At 63.6% G+C, this 16,324-nt stretch carries 17 protein-coding genes; 15 read left to right on the top strand and 2 right to left on the bottom strand.

Annotation, left to right across the window (positions count from 1 at the left end; genetic code table 11):
• Positions 1–195: 195 nt before the first annotated feature.
• Genes K9F62_05245 through K9F62_05235 form a run of 3 tightly spaced genes read left to right on the top strand, consistent with a single transcriptional unit; the run spans position 196 to position 4,544 of the window.
• Positions 196–1,434, top strand: coding sequence for a glycosyltransferase family 4 protein (locus tag K9F62_05245; protein ID UJX42093.1), 1,239 nt, complete (start codon positions 196–198; stop codon positions 1,432–1,434).
• A gap of 3 nt (positions 1,435–1,437) precedes the next feature.
• Positions 1,438–3,348, top strand: a complete 1,911-nt coding sequence (gene asnB, locus K9F62_05240; protein ID UJX42092.1) for an asparagine synthase (glutamine-hydrolyzing) — start codon at positions 1,438–1,440, stop codon at positions 3,346–3,348.
• The gene (locus tag K9F62_05235; GenBank protein UJX42091.1) at positions 3,345–4,544 is read left to right on the top strand and encodes an MFS transporter; all 1,200 of its coding nucleotides are present in this window, start codon (positions 3,345–3,347) and stop codon (positions 4,542–4,544) included. The genes asnB and K9F62_05235 overlap by 4 nt, the downstream gene beginning before the upstream one ends.
• 430 nt (positions 4,545–4,974) lie before the next feature.
• Here K9F62_05235 and K9F62_05230 read toward each other — a convergent pair whose 3' ends face one another.
• Complete coding sequence (locus K9F62_05230; GenBank protein ID UJX42090.1) at positions 4,975–5,517, bottom strand: hypothetical protein; 543 nt, start codon at positions 5,515–5,517, stop codon at positions 4,975–4,977.
• Between the two features lie 166 nt (positions 5,518–5,683).
• Here K9F62_05230 and K9F62_05225 point away from each other — a divergent pair, with 166 nt between their 5' ends.
• The 4 genes from K9F62_05225 to K9F62_05210 all read left to right on the top strand — a co-directional run bounded on the left by K9F62_05225 (position 5,684) and on the right by K9F62_05210 (position 9,497).
• On the top strand, positions 5,684–6,133 hold the full coding sequence (locus K9F62_05225; GenBank protein ID UJX42089.1) for a MarR family transcriptional regulator: 450 nt from the start codon (positions 5,684–5,686) through the stop codon (positions 6,131–6,133).
• 60 nt (positions 6,134–6,193) lie between these two features.
• Complete coding sequence (locus K9F62_05220; GenBank protein UJX42088.1) at positions 6,194–7,327, top strand: HlyD family secretion protein; 1,134 nt, start codon at positions 6,194–6,196, stop codon at positions 7,325–7,327.
• Positions 7,308–8,888 carry a DHA2 family efflux MFS transporter permease subunit gene (locus K9F62_05215; GenBank protein UJX42087.1) on the top strand — a complete coding sequence of 527 codons (1,581 nt, stop codon included), beginning with the start codon at positions 7,308–7,310 and terminating at the stop codon, positions 8,886–8,888. Before K9F62_05220 ends, K9F62_05215 begins: the two co-directional genes overlap by 20 nt.
• A gap of 105 nt (positions 8,889–8,993) precedes the next feature.
• The gene (locus K9F62_05210; GenBank protein UJX42086.1) at positions 8,994–9,497 is read left to right on the top strand and encodes a DinB family protein; all 504 of its coding nucleotides are present in this window, start codon (positions 8,994–8,996) and stop codon (positions 9,495–9,497) included.
• Positions 9,498–9,565: 68 nt separating this feature from the next.
• Here the strand turns inward: K9F62_05210 and K9F62_05205 are convergent, their stop codons facing one another.
• Complete coding sequence (locus K9F62_05205; GenBank protein UJX42085.1) at positions 9,566–9,988, bottom strand: hypothetical protein; 423 nt, start codon at positions 9,986–9,988, stop codon at positions 9,566–9,568.
• Between the two features lie 293 nt (positions 9,989–10,281).
• Between K9F62_05205 and K9F62_05200 the strand changes: the two genes are divergently transcribed.
• From K9F62_05200 to K9F62_05165, 8 genes are all read left to right on the top strand, one after another.
• Positions 10,282–10,590, top strand: a complete 309-nt coding sequence (locus tag K9F62_05200) for an AtpZ/AtpI family protein (GenBank protein UJX42084.1) — start codon at positions 10,282–10,284, stop codon at positions 10,588–10,590.
• Positions 10,574–11,026, top strand: a complete 453-nt coding sequence (locus K9F62_05195; GenBank protein ID UJX43135.1) for an ATP synthase subunit I — start codon at positions 10,574–10,576, stop codon at positions 11,024–11,026. The genes K9F62_05200 and K9F62_05195 overlap by 17 nt, the downstream gene beginning before the upstream one ends.
• 3 nt (positions 11,027–11,029) lie before the next feature.
• The gene (gene atpB, locus K9F62_05190) at positions 11,030–11,746 is read left to right on the top strand and encodes a F0F1 ATP synthase subunit A (GenBank protein UJX42083.1); all 717 of its coding nucleotides are present in this window, start codon (positions 11,030–11,032) and stop codon (positions 11,744–11,746) included.
• A 61-nt stretch (positions 11,747–11,807) separates the two neighbouring features.
• On the top strand, positions 11,808–12,146 hold the full coding sequence (locus tag K9F62_05185) for a F0F1 ATP synthase subunit C (protein ID UJX42082.1): 339 nt from the start codon (positions 11,808–11,810) through the stop codon (positions 12,144–12,146).
• Positions 12,147–12,237: 91 nt separating this feature from the next.
• Complete coding sequence (locus K9F62_05180) at positions 12,238–12,912, top strand: redox-sensing transcriptional repressor Rex (protein UJX42081.1); 675 nt, start codon at positions 12,238–12,240, stop codon at positions 12,910–12,912.
• A gap of 295 nt (positions 12,913–13,207) precedes the next feature.
• Complete coding sequence (locus K9F62_05175) at positions 13,208–14,002, top strand: SAM-dependent chlorinase/fluorinase (GenBank protein ID UJX42080.1); 795 nt, start codon at positions 13,208–13,210, stop codon at positions 14,000–14,002.
• Complete coding sequence (locus tag K9F62_05170) at positions 14,003–14,728, top strand: adenosylcobinamide-GDP ribazoletransferase (protein UJX42079.1); 726 nt, start codon at positions 14,003–14,005, stop codon at positions 14,726–14,728. It begins immediately after the preceding gene.
• 133 nt (positions 14,729–14,861) lie between these two features.
• On the top strand, positions 14,862–15,944 hold the full coding sequence (locus K9F62_05165) for an IS110 family transposase (GenBank protein UJX42078.1): 1,083 nt from the start codon (positions 14,862–14,864) through the stop codon (positions 15,942–15,944).
• The last annotated feature ends 380 nt before the right edge of the window (positions 15,945–16,324 follow it).

The raw sequence follows: 16,324 nt of genomic DNA, 5'->3' as shown, positions 1-16,324 counted from the left end.
AAAAAACGATGCGTTCCCACTTCCGCCGGGCCAGACCGCGATACGCGGCAGGCTCCAAAAGTATGCTTAGCCGCATCACGGCTTCGGCGCAAGCGTTTGCCGGAGAAAGCCCCCGGCTTTACAGCCCCCCGCTCCCTGGACTACATAGCCGCCTGCACCCCGAAACGCCAAGCCTGCATCCGGCGAGCAATACTATTGAGCCTTCCCAAGACCGCCTATATCCTGCTGTGGTATCCGCTGCCCTCGGAGACGTTCATCTTCCGGGAAGTGGAAAATGCCAAGGCAGCCGGCATGCCGTTTTCCGTCTACGCCCTTTACGGCGAGGCGGCCAAAAACCTGTCGTCCGACATGCGCCGGGTCTCCCCGAGCGTCACGCGACTGGGCCTTCGCGCCGTGCCGCGCATCCTGGCCGACATGGCCTGGTGGGCCGTCCGGCGGCCCGTTGAAACCGCCCGCATCCTGGCGCACGTCCCCTGGCGTCGCTGGAGCTGCCTGGAGGTGGCCGGGGAAAACGTCTGGGCCATGTGCGCCGGCTTCACCCTGGCCCGCAAGTTCCTGGCCGCCGACATCGAGCGCATCCACGCCGGCTGGGCCAACGGCCCGGCCACGGCCGCCTGGGTGGCCTCGCGGCTTTCGGGCATACCCTTTTCCTTTTCCGCCCGGGCCGGGGACATCTATCCCCAGGACGGGGCGCTGCCGGACAAGATTCGCGCCGCCTGCGCCGTTTTGACCAACAACAAGGCCAACATCCCCTACCTGGCCTCCATCGTCCCGGAAGCGGCCGGCAAGATCAGCCAGATTTACAACAGCCTGACCCTGACCGGAAAATCCGTGTCCCCGGTCCACATGGAGCCGCCGTACCGGCTTCTGGCCGTGGGACGTTTCTGCCGCACCAAGGGCTTCGAGGTCCTCATCGACGCCTGCGCCCTGCTGTCCCGGCGGGACTTTCCCTTCCAGCTGACCCTGGTCGGCGCGGGCCTGCCCCTGCCCACGGCCGTCATCCGCCGCCGGGTGCGCATCCATGGCCTGCGGGCCCGGGTCTTCATGCCCGGCTTCGTCAGCCACGACCGCATGAGCGAACTGTATGCCGCCAGCGACATCTTCGTCATGCCGAGCGTGGTCCATCCCTCGGGCGACCGCGACGGCATCCCCAACGTCATCATGGAAGCGCTGGCCCACCAGTTGCCGGTGGTGGCCACGGACGTGTGCGGCATCCCGGAAGTGGTGGAGGACGGCGTGACCGGTCGGCTGGTGGGACAACGCGACCCCGGGGCCCTGGCCGACGCCATCATGGCCCTGGCCGCCGACCGCGACCGCGCCGTGGCCATGGCCGCGGCCGGCAGGAAACGGGTGGCCGCCATGTTCGATCCTGAAACCAATACCCGGTCCGTGCTGGATTTTTTCGCCCGGCCGACCGGGAACGAGCGAGGCTGAGCCATGTGCGGCATCGCCGGTTTCGTCTGGCCCGCCGGCGGCGGGTTGCCGCCCGAGGCCGAGCGCCTGTCCTTTCTGTCCGCGGCCACCGGGGCCCTGGCCCATCGCGGCCCGGACGGCGAGGGGCTTTTGCTCGAAGGCCCGTGCGCCCTGGGCCACAGACGCCTTTCCATCATCGATCTGGCCGCCGGGGCCCAGCCCATGGAAGACGCGGACGGCCGGGCTGTGGTCACCTTCAACGGCGAGATCTACAACTACCGGGAACTGAAGGCCCGCTACGCGGCGCGCGGCTTCCGCTTTCGCACCCAAAGCGACACCGAGGTCATCCTGGCCGCCTGGCTGCTGGACGGTCCCGCCGGCCTCGACGCCCTGGAAGGCATGTTCGCCTTCGCCCTCTGGGACAAGGCCAGCCGCACGCTGTTCGCCGCCCGGGACCGCTTCGGCAAGAAACCCTTTTATTACACCCTGCAAAAGGGTGTGCTGGCCTTCGGGTCGGAGCTTTCCGCCCTGGCCAGGCTGCCTTTTTTGCGCCTGGAGACGCCGGTTGCGGCGCTGATGCGCTTTGCCGCCTACGAATACGTCCCGACCCCGGAGACCATCTACAAGGACGTCTTCAAGCTTAGGCCCGGCCATTACCTGCTGTTTCGGGACGGGAGGCTCACCACCGATTCCTACTGGGACATGCCCCTGCCCGGGCCCGAGCCCAAGGCCTCGGAAGAGGACCTGTGCGCCGAGCTGCGCCTGCTTCTGGCCCAGGCCGTCAAGCGCCGGCTGGTGGCCGACGTGCCGCTCGGGGTATTTCTCTCGGGCGGGGTGGATTCCTCCACCGTGGCGGCGCTGACCGCCGGCATGGTCTCGCGCATCAAGACCTTCAGCATCGGCTTCACCGAGGCTTCCTACGACGAGTCGCGCTACGCCCGGCTGGTGGCCGCGCGCTTCGCCACCGACCATCACGAGCGCATCCTGTCCGCCGACGCCTGCGGGGCGCTTTTGCCCGAGATCGTCTCGCGTTTCGACGAGCCCATGGCCGACCCGTCCATCGTGCCCACCTATCTGCTGTCCCAGGTGACCCGCGAAAACGTGACCGTGGCCCTTGGCGGCGACGGCCCGGACGAGCTTTTCTACGGCTACGAGTATTTTCCGGCCTTCAAGCTGGCCGCGGCCTACGACCGGCTGCCGTCCTTCGCCCGCAAGCGCCTCATCGAGCCGCTGACCAGACTGCTGCCGCAATCGGCCGGCTACGTGAACCCCCGGTTCGTGGCCGACACCTTTCTGGCCGGGGCCCGGGCGCCGCAGTGGCTGCGCGTCCAGACCTGGCTTTCGGCCTTCACCGCCGAGGCCCAGGCGAACCTGTGGCGCGACCCGCCGGCCGGTATGCTCGACCCGGCGACCCTTTTCGCGCCGACCAGGGCGCTTTTCGACGCCTACCCGGCCAAGGACCCGCTGGCCCGGGTCGGCTACGCCTTCGCCCGCCAGTACATGCTCGACTACATCCTGGTGAAGGTGGACCGCTGCTCCATGATGCATTCCCTGGAAGCGCGCGCCCCCTTTCTCGATCGCGACGTGGCCGAATTCATCTGCCGCCTGCCTTCGCGCTACAAGCTGCGGGGAACGAAGCGGAAATACCTGCTCAAGAAAGCCGTGGCCGGGCTTTTGCCCAAGGAAATCCTGGGCCGGGGCAAGCGGGGCTTTCTCATCCCCGTCGCCTCCTGGCTGCGCGGCCATCTGCGCCCCCAGGTGGATATGCTCCTTGGCGAAAAGCACCTGCGCGAGCAGGGCATCTTCAACCCCAAGGCAGTGTCGCGCCTCGTGGCCGAGCACGCCACCGGCGCGGTCGACCATCGCAAGAAGCTCTGGACGCTGCTCGTCCTGCAACTGTGGCTTGAAGCCCACAAACCGAGCATTATTCCGTGAAACGAAGCGACGATCCGGCCCGGCCGGAACACGCGCTCACCCGCACGGCCCTTCGCGCCAGCGGGCGGGCGGACATCCTGCTTTTTCTCCTCGTCATGGTCGTGGCCTCGACCTCGGGGCTGCAAGCCTGGCGCACGCTGATCAACAACTTCGCCGTGGAAACGGCCCACCTCGGGGCCGACCAGATCGGCCTCGTCCAGTCCATCCGCGAGGTGCCGGGCTTTTTGTCCATGCTCGTCGTCTACGTGCTGCTCGTTTTTTGCGAGCAGCGGGCCGCCGCCCTGTCCATCGTCGTGCTCGGCCTCGGCATCGCCCTGACCGGCCTTTTCCCCAACCTCTGGGGCCTAAGCCTCACCACGCTCATCTGGTCCGCCGGCTTTCACGCCTTCGAGCCGCTCAACCAGTCACTCACCCTCCAGCATTTCAACACCCTCGAGGCCCCGGTGGTGCTCTCGCGCATCCGGGCCCTGGCGGCGCTCGGCAACATCGTGGTCGGCGTGGCCATTTATTTCCTGGCCGACGCCATGGGCTACACCGAGATTTTCGCCGTGGCCGGGGTCTGCGTCATCCTGGTCGGATTGTGGGGGCTTTCGCGCAAGGACTGCACCCCGGCCGGCCCGCCCCAGAAAAAGAAGATGTATCTGCGCCGGAAATACTGGCTCTACTACATGCTCACCTTTCTCGAAGGCTCGCGGCGGCAGATCTTCGTGGTGTTCGCCGTGTTTTTGCTGGTCAAGAAGTTCGATTTCACCGTCCAGTCCATCACCATTCTCTTCGTCGTCAACAACGTCATCAACTATTTCCTCAACCCCATGATCGGCCGGGCCATCAACCGGTTCGGCGAGCGCCAGCTGCTTTCCGTCGAATACGCCGGCATGATCCTGGTGTTTCTCACCTACGCCTACACCGAATCGCCCATCGTGGCCGGCTGCATGTACGTGCTCGATTTTCTGCTCTTCAACTTCAACGTCGGCGTGCGCACCTACTACCAGAAGATCGCCGCTCCCGAGGACATCGCCTCGGGCATGGCCATGGGGTTCACCATCAACCACATTGCGGCCGTGCTCATGCCGGTGCTCGGCGGGCTGCTGTGGATGTTCGACTACCGGATCCCGTTTTTCATCGGCATTGGCCTCGGCGTGCTTTCGCTGGCGCTGACCCAGTGCATCCGCACCCCGGCCCGCGCGGCGGGGTAGTGTGACTGTTCGCATCGCGCATGGGACGCGACGCACACATGCGCGCCTGAAACTCGGCTTACGGCGCGGCGTCGATGTGGGCTCGCGCGGGCTACTTTTTTCCTAAAACAGGTGTGCAGTTTGGCCGGTTGACCAATTTCGCAGAGCCGGTTTCCCGGGCAATCACCGCGCCGTGCGTAGTGGCCTTGATGTAAACAGCCTGACTTCCTCCTAGAGAATTGCCTAACGGTTTGTTTTGGTTAACTACATGCCGTAATCGAGAAAATCGAAAATGCCCTGTTCCTTGGGATAACTCTATCAGGGTGGCATTATTCATTAACATGAGGTGTGCTTCGCAATAGATGCTGTTGTTTTTTGTCTTAAAAGGGCATCGTACCCCACCTTTTTCGTAGATACATTGCGTCATAATTGATCCCTGTTGAACTTGGTTTTATTGTGCAATAAGAACTTTTATTGCCATTGTGACTGAAACAAGTACTAGAGATGTAAAGAGTGTTACTTGAGATAGTATCGTGTATGCTCCTTTTTTCTTTATTTTTATAAAAATTTTATCGCTGATCTTGTCCCAATCTGTTGAGAAATCATTTAATAGTGATATTGATAAATTGATAAAGTCGTCAACCGGCTCTGTTTCCTTGATGTTTAGTAGTTTTTCAACACGCCCTCTGATACTTTCCGAGGGTGGAGAAATGTAAGACTTTCTCCCCCATAGGGCCGCGAGAGCGAGTGCAATCGTAGACATTAAAAAGATCACTATCCCGACTAGGGTTATTTTTTCAAAGTATCCTATATTGTGGCTGAATTCCTTCATGAATGCAAAAATGGCTGCCAGAAAAATACCAGCCACGGTGATGGAACTTTCGGCTTTTTTATCCAGGAGCGACCATGTTTGCCTGAGTTCGGAGTAATGCTGTTTCGCGGTTTCCAAAATCTCGATATTGAGCAGTTTGTGCATCTCGTCCTTATCGTTCATTGCGCACGCTCCCGCTGCTTTCTTCGCCTAACCATCTGTTTTTTAATTCAGTAATACTATATTTTAAGATTTCCCATACGTCAATCGATTTTAGTTGGTGTGGTTTATAAGCTTGACAAACGATAGGGTGCTATTAAATAGCTTTGCAGCGAAAAGAGTGAGAACCATGCCCAAAACCCCTCGCGAACAACTCGGCACCGCCATAAGCCGCGCCGCGCGCCTCATGCGCACGCGTCTCGACGAACGTCTGTCCCCGCTGGGCCTGACCCAGGCCAAGTGGCTTATCCTGTTTTACCTTTCCAATAACGGCGGGGTCATGCCCCAAAAGGATATCGCCGAGTGCATCGGCGTCGAAGGCCCGACCGTGGTGCGCGTGCTCGACGGCCTGGAGCGCATGGGGCTTATCACCCGCCGCGACCAGCCCGCCGACCGGCGCAGCAAGGATGTCTGCCTGACCGGGCAGGCCGAGGCGATCCGGGACGAGATCGGCCGGATCGTGGCCGAATTTCGTCGGACGCTGTGGGACGGGGTTGCCGAAGAGGACTTGGCCGTGTGCCTGCGCGTCATGACGCGGCTTTTGGCCAACCTGAACGCCTCCCCCCGCGTCGACGGCTAGAACCTCCCGGCACGTCGCGTTTTTCTGTCCACTATGCGTACCGAAGGAGTCCAACCGAACATGTCCACGGAGACGACGCGCAGCGCAAGGGCCGGCCGGCCCCTTTTTTTTGTGTCCCCGCGCCGCAGGAAACTGCTTCTGGCCTCGGGCCTCGGCCTGGTCGTCGCGGCCCTTGCCGGCTGGGTGGGGCTGCGCTGGAACCACGTCACGGAAAACGACGCCAAGGTGGAGGCGGACATGGTCACCATCAGCAGCCGGGTGGACGGCTTTGTGGCCGCGCGGCCGGTGACCGACGGCGATACGGTGGAAAAGGGCCAGGAGCTGGCCCGCATCGACCAGCGCGAGGCGTCGCTCGAAGTGGAGGAACTGCGGGCCAAGCTCGAGGCCTTGCGCCTCGATTCCGAGCGCCTGACCACCCAGCTCGGCGTCACGCGCGGCTCCACGGAAAGCGACGTGAACGCGTCCAAGGCCCGCCATGAGGGGGCCGAGGCGGCGCTCAGCGCCGCCCAGGCGGAACTCGAGCGCACCAGGCTCGACTACGACCGCAACAAGCGCCTCGTGGCGCAAAAGGTCATCTCCACCCAGGCCTGGGACGTGGCCCGCACCACCAACGAGCAGACCGCGGAAAAGATGCGCCAGGCCAAGGCCGCCATCGCCGAGGCCAGGGCCAATTTGGCCGATGCCGAAGCCAGGCGCGGCGACGTGGCCGTGCTCCAAAAGCGGATCGAGCAGCTGGCCGCGCAAATGGCCGAGGTCCGGGCCCAGATCCGCCAGAAGGAAGTGTCGCTTGCCGACCGGGTGGTGCGAAGCCCCATTGGCGGCGTGGTGGACCGCAAGTTCGTCGAGCCCGGGGAATTCGTCATCCCCGGCCAGCGCATGCTGCTTTTGCACGACTCCAAGGCCGTCTGGGTCGAGGCCCGCCTCAAGGAAACCAAGCTCGCCGGCGTGCGCCCGGGCCAGAAGGTGGACATCACCGTGGACGCCTACCCCGGCCGGCGCTTCGCGGGCACGGTCGAGCGCATCGGCGACGCCGCCACCAACCAGTTCGCCCTGCTGCCGAGCCCCAATCCCTCGGGCAACTTCACCAAGATCACCCAACGGGTGCCGGTGCGCATCAAGGTCGACCAGCCGGCGGACAATCCCCTGCGCCCGGGCATGATGGTGGAGGTGGACATTGACGCCGAAAACGGCTGAGTCGCTGACCGCGCGCTACGGCGCGGCCTATAAATGGTACGCGACCGTCGCCGTGATGATGGGCTGCATCGCAACCGTCCTGTCCTCCACCATGTTCAACGTGGCCATGCCGGACATCATGGGCGAATTCGGCATGGGCCAGGACCAGGTGCAATGGCTGTCCACCGCCTTTCTGGCGGCCATGACCGCAAGCATGCTTCTGACCGGCTGGGCGCTGGCCGCCTACGGCCCCTTGGTCGCCTACCAGGCGGCGCTGGTGGCCTTCGTCGCGGGCTCGATCATCGGCGGCATGAGCGTAAGCGAAGACGTGCTCATCCTGGCCCGGGTCATCCAGGGCGCGTCGGCCGGGCTGATCCAGCCCGTGTCCATGGTGGTCATCCTGACCGTTTTCGACGCCACCAAGCGCGGCACGGCCATGGGCATCTACACCCTTGGCATCGTGGTGGCCCCGGCCCTCGGCCCGACCCTTGGCGGGGTGCTCATCGACAATTTTTCCTGGCGCTACATCTTTTTCATGGGCATCCCCCTGTGCCTGGTGGGCGCGGCGCTGGGACTGGCCTTTTTGCCCAGGCCGGAAAAGCGCCGGGCCGGGGTGTTCGATCTGCCCGGGTTCGTGCTGCTGTGCCTGGCCGTGGCCTCGCTTTTGGGCGGGTTGTCCAATGGCCAGCGCAAGGGCTGGGATTCGGCCTTCGTCCTTGGCGCGCTGAGCGTTAGCGCCTGCGCCTGGGCGGCCTTTCTGGTCCGAGAGCGGACCTGCCGCGCTCCGCTTTTGGCCCTCGGCGTCTATGCCAATCCCCGGTTTCTGGCCGCCGCCGTGGTCTCGTTTATTCTCGGCATGGGGCTTTTCGGCTCCACCTACCTGATTCCGCTGTTCGTCCAGACCGTGCAGGGCTACACGCCGACCGCCGCCGGGCTCATGCTCATGCCGGCCGGACTGGCCATCGGGGCGGCCTCGCCCATTTCCGGGCGGCTGGCCGACCGGGTGCCGCCGTACCTGCTCATCGTCTTCGGACTGGCCATCTTCGGCTACTCGAGCTGGCTTATGACCGACGCCGGCACCTCCACCGACTTCTGGACCTTTACTTGGTGGGTGCTCCTGGGCCGGCTGGGCCTTGGCTGCATCACCCCGGCCTTAAACAGCGGCGCGGTGCGGGTTCTTATGCCCGAGCAGATGGGCCAGGGCGCGGGCAACATCAACTTCATGCGCCAGCTCGGCGGCGCGGTGGGGGTCAGCCTGCTGTCCGTCTACCTGGAGCGCCAGACCACGCTCTACTGCCAGGCCCTAAACGCCCTGCAAACCGGCACCCACGCCGCCGCCGACACCCTGGACGTCATTTCGCTGCTTTTGACCAGGGCCGGCGTCTACGACGACGTGTCCCAGGCCCTGCGGCCCGAGGCGGCCTACCATTTCCTGTCGCAAATGATCGCCGCCCAGGGCCGGATGATGGGGTTTCGGGAAAGCTTTCTGCTGACCGCCGCCGTCTTTGTCGCGGGTATCGTGCCGGCCCTTTTCATGCGGGTCGGCGGCTCGGGCGGGCGGCCCCGGATGTTTCGCCGATAAGCCGCGCCTGTCGCAACACGCCTGCCGCTTGCCCCAAACGCGCAAGCGGGGGTATCGTGGCCGTGATCCCATCCTGTTCCACCTTTTCGGAAAGGAGGCAGCGCAATGGCAACGACCACGGGAAGCAAAGTGGCGGGGGAGATCCGGCAAAAGCTCGAGGCCTTGACGGCGGTCTGCCGGGAAATCGATGCGGCGACCCTTTCGCGCGCGCCCGAGGGACGCTGGTCCCCCCGGGAGATCCTGTCCCACATCCTGGGCGCGGACGGGGGCTATCGCCCGCTCTTCCAGGCCTTTTTGGACGCGGACGCGCCCACCCTCAACATCGGCGTGGAAAAAACCTATCTGTCCGAGGAGCGCGAGGCCCTGGACGCCGGGGAACTGTGCAACGCCATCCGGCAGGAATACGAGGCCATGGCCGCTTTCGCCGAAAGCCTCTCCGAGGAGGATCTCGGCCGCAAGGCGCGCATCCCCCAGCTGAAACAGTCGCCCCTGAGCGAGTATCCGACCCTCGGCGCGCTGATCGCCGGCCTCGGGAGCTACCATCTGCAATTCCACATCGACCACCTGCGTGAGGTGCTGGACGCGCTGGCGGCGCAGGAGAAGGCCTGAGGCGCAAAAAAACCGCCGGAGGGCCAGGCCCTCCGGCGGGAAAGCGAAAAAAAGGAACGCGGCCGGAGCTACCAGCCCCGGCGGTTGCCGGTGCCGCAGCCGGAACGCACGGACTGGCAGTAGCTGACGCAGGCCCGGTCGCCGCGACACTGGGCCACGCACCGCTGGTACTGCTGGGCGCACATGGCCGGGGTCTCGGGGGCCGGGTTGCCGAGGTTCTGGAGCATCTGCCGGGTGACGGGAATGGCCGGCACGTTGGGCGCCGCGCCGCCCATCTGGGTCTGGAGCACGGCGGTGCAGGTCAGGTAGCACTGGGGCACCACCGCGTTGCAGACCACGCTCGGGTCGTGCGTGTCGCCGGGGGGCATGGTGATGGCGGCCACGGCCGCGCCGTTGGGTTTGACGCAATACATGGTGGACTGGGCCAGGGCCATGCTGGCGGCTGCCAGGGTTAAGGTCAGGACAAGGGCAACGAACAGAAAACGTTTCATGGTTTTCCTCCTTGGCGGAAACGAGATTCCGACTATCCCCATTTGTAGCGAAAAACCATGCCGATGTCATGAACAAAACGCCGCGAAATCGGGGCGGGGTGCAAAACGGCCTTGCCCGCGCCCGGCGGTGGGGATACGGTGCCCCGTCGATTGGCGCGGGACAAGGTGTTTCGGGGCGGGTGAAAGTGGGTTGCCCCCGTTGACTTTTCCCGGGGGGCCATGCTAGTTCCTCTCGACTTGTGAACTTGTGCACGAGCGCCCGCTCGTCCTGGCTGGCCCACCGGGAGGGTAAGGTGTTCGGTAAACTGATCAAAGACAAGGGTGTCCGCGATTCCATCGCGTCGGCGTCGGTGGTCGGGCTCAATCTGGTCTCCGCCACCTTTGTCGGACTTTTTCTGGGCTGGTGGCTGGACAAATGGCTGGGCACCAAGCCATGGCTGCTGCTGGCGTTTTTGATCTTCGGCATCATTGCCGGGTTTCGAAACGTCATGCAGGAAGTCAAAAAGATCCAGAAGGCCGATGCCCGGGTCGGGGAAGACGGGCAGGACGGCGAGAATGAGCAGGAAGGGCAGGGGCAAGGCGATGATGCTAAAAAATCTTAGGGACCGGCTGGATCGGTGGCTGCTGCGCCGGGGGTATGTCCACCCCGAGGTGCGCGAGCTTGTCCGCAACCAGATCGTCCTAACCGCCCTTGTGCTGCTCGTCTGCCTGCCGCTGTCCGGCGTCTCCGTGGCCGCCTGGTCCCTGGCCGCCGGGACCGTGATCATTTCGCTCAATTTCTGTTCCCTGGCCCGGTTCGGCCAGCGGATCACGGGATATGGGAACAAGCGCGAAGCCGTGTTGGCGGTGCTGGCCCGGTTTTATCTGCGGCTGGCCATTTCCGGCGCGGCGCTTTTCGCCTGCATTGTCTGGTTCGGGGCTATGCCGCTGCCGCTTCTGGCCGGCATAACCACGGTGGTGGTTAACTTCCTCGTCTGGGGCGCTTGGCGCTATGCCGGCTCCAGGACGCGCCAAACGCTTACGGGAAAGGAGGCATAGGACATGGCTGGTGGGTTGCCGCATCCGGTTCTGCTCGTCGAAGAGGTCGCGAAAGGCGTTGGGCTCTATAAGCTCAACGATGTCTTTCACGCCCAGGTAATCGATTCGAACGTCATCTACGCCTGGTTTGTCATGGTCCTGCTCATCGCCCTGGGCATGCTGGCCACCCGTAAGCTCAATATGGTGCCGAGCGGCATCCAGAACTTTTTCGAAGTCGTCGTCGGCGGCCTCGAGACCTTTGTCGTCGAAAACATCGGCGAAAAAGGCCGCAAGATCTTCCCGTTCCTGTGCGCCCTTTTCATCTTCATCATCACCTGTAACCTGATCGGCCTGATCCCGGGCTTCGACTCGCCGACCAACAACGTCAACACCAACGCCGCCATGGCCATCACGGTGTTCATCTACTACAATTTCTGGGGCATCCGGATGTGGGGCGCGGGCTACATCAAGCACTTCATGGGCCCGTTCTGGTGGCTGGTGCCCCTGATGCTGCCCATCGAAATCATCTCGCACCTGGCCCGGCCGCTCTCCCTCACGCTCCGTCTTTTCGGCAACATCCGCGGTGAGGAAATCGTCCTGGTGCTGCTTTTCGCCCTGGCGCCCGTGGTCGGCACCTTTCCCATGTACTTCCTGTTCTCGCTGGCCGACTGCATCCAGGCCTTCGTGTTCTTCATGCTGGCCATGATCTACCTCAAGGGCTCGCTGGAACACGCTCACTAGAATCGGGGGAAATGGTCCTTAGGACCGTAACTATTAAACACCTGTTCTCAGGAGGATCGACATGCGTAAGGCTTTCATGACCATCTTCTCGACCGCCGCCCTGTTGACCGTGGCCACCGCCGCTTTCGCCGCTGACGCCGCCGCCATGGGCGCCATCGGCACCATCTCCTGGGCCACCGCCATCGGCATGGGCATCGCCGCCGCCGGCTGCGGTCTGGGTCAGGGTCTGGGCCTCAAGGCCGCTTGCGAAGGCACCGCCCGCAACCCCGAGGCCGGTGGTAAAATCACCGTTACCTTGATCCTTGGTCTGGCCTTCATCGAATCTCTGGCCATTTACGCCCTGGTCGTCTGCCTGATCCTGCTCTTCGCTCACCCGTTTGCGCAGGTCATCACCGGCTAAGTAGAACGTCCCGGAAAGGAGGCCGGGAGCCCGGCCTCCTTTTTTTTTCCAACCCAAGACTGTCCCGGCACGCACCCAAAAGGATGCCGCCTTGAAAAGCGAACACATCCCAAAGGCCACTATCAAGCGCCTGGCCATGTACGTGCAAGTGCTGGAAACACTCAAGCGCGAAGGCTCCCAGGTCGTTTCTTCCGAACTGCTCGCCCGCGCCTGCAGCGTCAACCCGTCCCAGATCCGAAAGGACCTCGCCTACTTTGGTGAATTCGGGGTGCGGGGCGTCGGCTACCACGTTCAGGACCTCATCTATTCCATCAAGCACTCCCTTGGCGTCGATCGCGTCTGGAAATGCGCGCTCGTCGGCGTCGGCAACCTGGGCAAGGCGCTGCTGCGCCACCAGGACTTCAAATTTCGCGGTTTCGATATCGTCGGAGCCTTCGACTGCGACCCCTTCAAAATCGGCGAGGAAGTCTCGGGCCTCGAAGTCGTGTGCACCAGACGCCTCAAGGACGCCGTCAAGGAACTGGGCATCGAGATCGGCCTGATCACCACGCCCGTCAACCGGGCCCAGCGCGCCACCAACTTCCTCATCGAAGCCGGCGTCAAAGGCATCATCAACTACTCCCCGGCCATGCTCACCGTGCCAAGCGACGTCTACGTCGAATACGTCGATTTCTTTCACCACTTTTATTCCGTCGCCTTCTCGCTTACCCTCGATCGCAAGCAGGACCGCTCCGGCGTCGACTCCACCGACGAGGACGACGCGTAGCGGGCGGGAGCTCCGCCCCCGCTCCCCGGCCAGGGCTCTGCCCTGGACCCGCCGGGGGACGGGCGCGCCCCCCGGACCCCCCGATCCGGCTTTGGCCGGGCCGGAGGGCATTGGCTAGCGGTTGGTCGGATGGCTGGAAGATGGGTGCAGCACCCACCGCGCCGTCGCCCCTTCGGGGCGAATGCGAGAGGCGCCGCTGTCCCTGCGCAGCCCCTTTGAAAGTTTTTGAAGGGGGTCCAGGGGGAAACTTTTTTCAAAAAGTTTCCCCCTGGCCGCCGGAGGCACGGATACGCCCATGCACCAAGCGCCGTTGATCGCCTTGTTGACGGATTTTGGCCGAGTGGACCCGTACGTTGCCCAGATGCGGTCGGTGCTCATGTCGGCCGCGCCGGGGGTGCCGCTTCTGGACGTGAGCCACGACGTCGCGCCCCAGGATGTGTTGCAGGCCGGCTTTTTTTTGGCCGCGACCCTGCCCTGGCTGCCGCCGGGCGCGGTCGTGTGCGCCGTGGTGGACCCGGGCGTCGGCACGGACCGGCGGGTGCTTTTGGCCCAGGCGGGCAGCCACTTCCTGCTTGCGCCGGACAATGGTCTTCTGACGCTGGTGTTCGAGGCCGAGGCGGGCTGTCGCCTCTTCGACGCCACGCCCCGCCTTGCGCCCAAAAGCGCCACCTTTCACGGCCGTGACGTGTTCGCGCCCCTGGCCGCGAGGCTCGCCATGGGCGAGGAGGCGCAGGATGTGGCCGCCATCTGGACAGGCCCCGATCCGGTTTGGCTGGAGGGACTGGCCCCGGTCCGGGAGGGGACTAGCCTGCGCTGCCGGGTGCTGTCCGTGGACCGGTTCGGCAACGTGGTGCTGGGGCTGCCCATCGGTCGGTTCGGCCAGCCGCCGGACAAGGCGTCGGTCGTCGCGCCTGTGGCCGCGCCGCTTGCGCCGGTCAGGACCTACAATGACATCGCCCCGGGCGCGGTCGGCATTCTGGCCGGCAGCCAGGGCTACCTGGAACTGGCCATGGCCCAGGCTTCGGCGGCGGCGCGGCTGGGGCTTCGAGGCGGCGACCTCGTGACGCTCGATTGGCCCTTGGAGGCGTAATTGGCTTTTTTTCGGAATTATCTTGCGGCACTCGGCTTTCTCACCCGGCTTGGCCCGGCGATTGCCAATCCCGACATGGCGGCCTGCGTGCCGCTTTTTCCGTTGGTCGGGGCCACGCTCGGGTTGGTCATGGCCATACCCTTGTGGCTCGGGCTTTTCGGCGGCCATCCGCTGGCCGGGGGCTTTGCCTACGCCGTGGCCAATCTGATGCTCACGCGCGGGCTGCACCTGGACGGATTCGCCGACGTGGCCGACGCCTGGGGCTCGCTGGCTTCCGGGGACCGGTTTTTCACCATCATGAAGGACAGCCGCATCGGCGCGTTCGGCGGCATGGCGCTCGTGGTGGCCCTTCTCGGCCAGACCTGCCTCGGCGCGGAACTGCTTTCAGCCGGCCACGTCTGGGTGCTGGCCCTGGCCCCGACCGTCGGACGGGCCGGAGCGGTGGTGCTCATGCGCTGCTGCCGCGATCTGGCGCGGCCGGGACTCGGGGCCCTGTGCCTGCCCGGAGCCACTGCGCGCAATACCGCCTTCGCCCTGGCCATGACCCTCGCGCTCGGCCTCTTTTGGGCCAGACCGCTGTCCCTTATGGCCATGGCCGCGCTGTGCGGCCTTGTTCTCTGGCGGCTGGCCCGGCTTGGGCGCAAACAAGGCGGCATCAACGGCGATTTTCTGGGCGCGGCCATCGTCGGCTGCGAACTGGCGGCGCTGATGGGCGGGTTGGTGTAGCCGGGGGGAACCCTTTCTGTAGAAAATTTTCCCCCCGGACCCCCTTTCAAATACCATGTTGGCCTCGACCCTCAAACTGGCTGATAGTGCCAGTAAATGTGCTCGTAGACACAAACGAGGCGAGGAGACCAACATGGCAGGACAAGCGTTATCCCAACTTCAAGCGTTTGTGGAGGCTTCACAAGGTCGATCTTTTTTTGTCGGATTGGATGTCCATAAAAATAGTTATTTTGTTGCGTTACGTCGGTTTGATGGAGTCGTCCACACCTTGGTGATGTCGGCGAGCCCGCAGGCTCTGATCGACAAATTGGCCGCGGTGGGCGTCACCGTGGCCATGGCGGCCAGTGAATCCGGGCCGACCGGATTCACCCTGTCCAGAGCGCTCACAAAGGCAGGGATTCCCAATCTCGTGGCGGCTCCCAGTCGGATTCCCCGCCCCGTGGTCTGGGGCGCAAAAACAGACCGGCTCGATTGCGTCAAACTGGCCGATTACGCCGCCAAGGGGATGCTGCGTCCCATCGCCGTGCCGACCGAGGAGCAAGAAGCCCAGAGGAGCCTGGAGCGCCGACGACACGATCTGGCCGACGACCTGCGTCGTGTGAAACTGCGCATCCATTCCCATCTGCTTTTTTTGGGCCTTACCGAACCACCCAATCTGAAATACTGGAGCAAGGTCGCTGTAGCATCCCTGCTTAAACTGCCCATGCATCAGGCTGCCCGGTATACGCTGGAAAGTTTTGTGCGGGAGATGCATGCCATCACCAGCGAATTGTCCCTCGTTGAACAGCAACTTGAGACAATTTGCCGCCAGGGAGAGCATGACAAAGTCATCAAGTGCCTGCGCACCGTGCCCGGTGTGGGGCCGCTCATCGCCGCGACCTTCCGTCTGGAGTTGTTTCAGCCGGAACGTTTCAGCCGGGCCGAAGAGGTGACAAGCTATCTGGGACTTGCCCCCATGGTGCGCCAGAGCGGCGAGAGCAAGGGCCGGGCCAGGTTACGGCCCGTGGGGCAGACCAAACTGCGAAGTCTTTTAGTGGAGGCGGCCTGGAAATGGCGCGCACACGATCCGAAGGCTCAGGCCTGGTATCACAAGTTGCTGGGGAAAAGCGGCCTGGCCCAAAAGGCCATCACAGCCTTAGCTCGAAAACTGGCCATCATTTTGTGGCGGCTGAGCCTGGAGAAACGAGCGTACCGATTTGAGGCGGTTATGGCGTGAAACGGCGGCGGGCGAGGATCACGCCGGCTCTGGGAAGCCCCGTGCTCCTCGCCCGCCAAGAGGGTATTGCAGCGCCAACAAGGACCTGTGGCAACGAGTAGGGAAGACTGAAAGCCTAACAGCCAACAATTTTTCGGATTGGTCGCGGAAAAGTCTGGCCGCATGGCGGCGTTTCTCAAATGGCGAAAATCCGAAAACTACCGAATCGGTACTTGGCGCTTCGGGCGCGAATAGGAAACGGGCGGTTAGACTGCGTCAGCCGGCTTGACTTTGGGCCACATAGGAAAGACTTTTAACGGTGACAGGCTGTTAATGATAACATAATGTAATCGTTAAAAGTTTTTGGGAGGGGAGAGCGCGAGAGGGGGACCCTTTTTTCA

This window comes from Desulfovibrio sp. JY, assembly GCA_021730285.1.
GTDB lineage: Bacteria > Desulfobacterota > Desulfovibrionia > Desulfovibrionales > Desulfovibrionaceae > Solidesulfovibrio.
The sequence above is the reverse complement of the archived record's forward strand: the minus strand, read 5'-3'. Positions and strand labels throughout refer to the sequence as shown.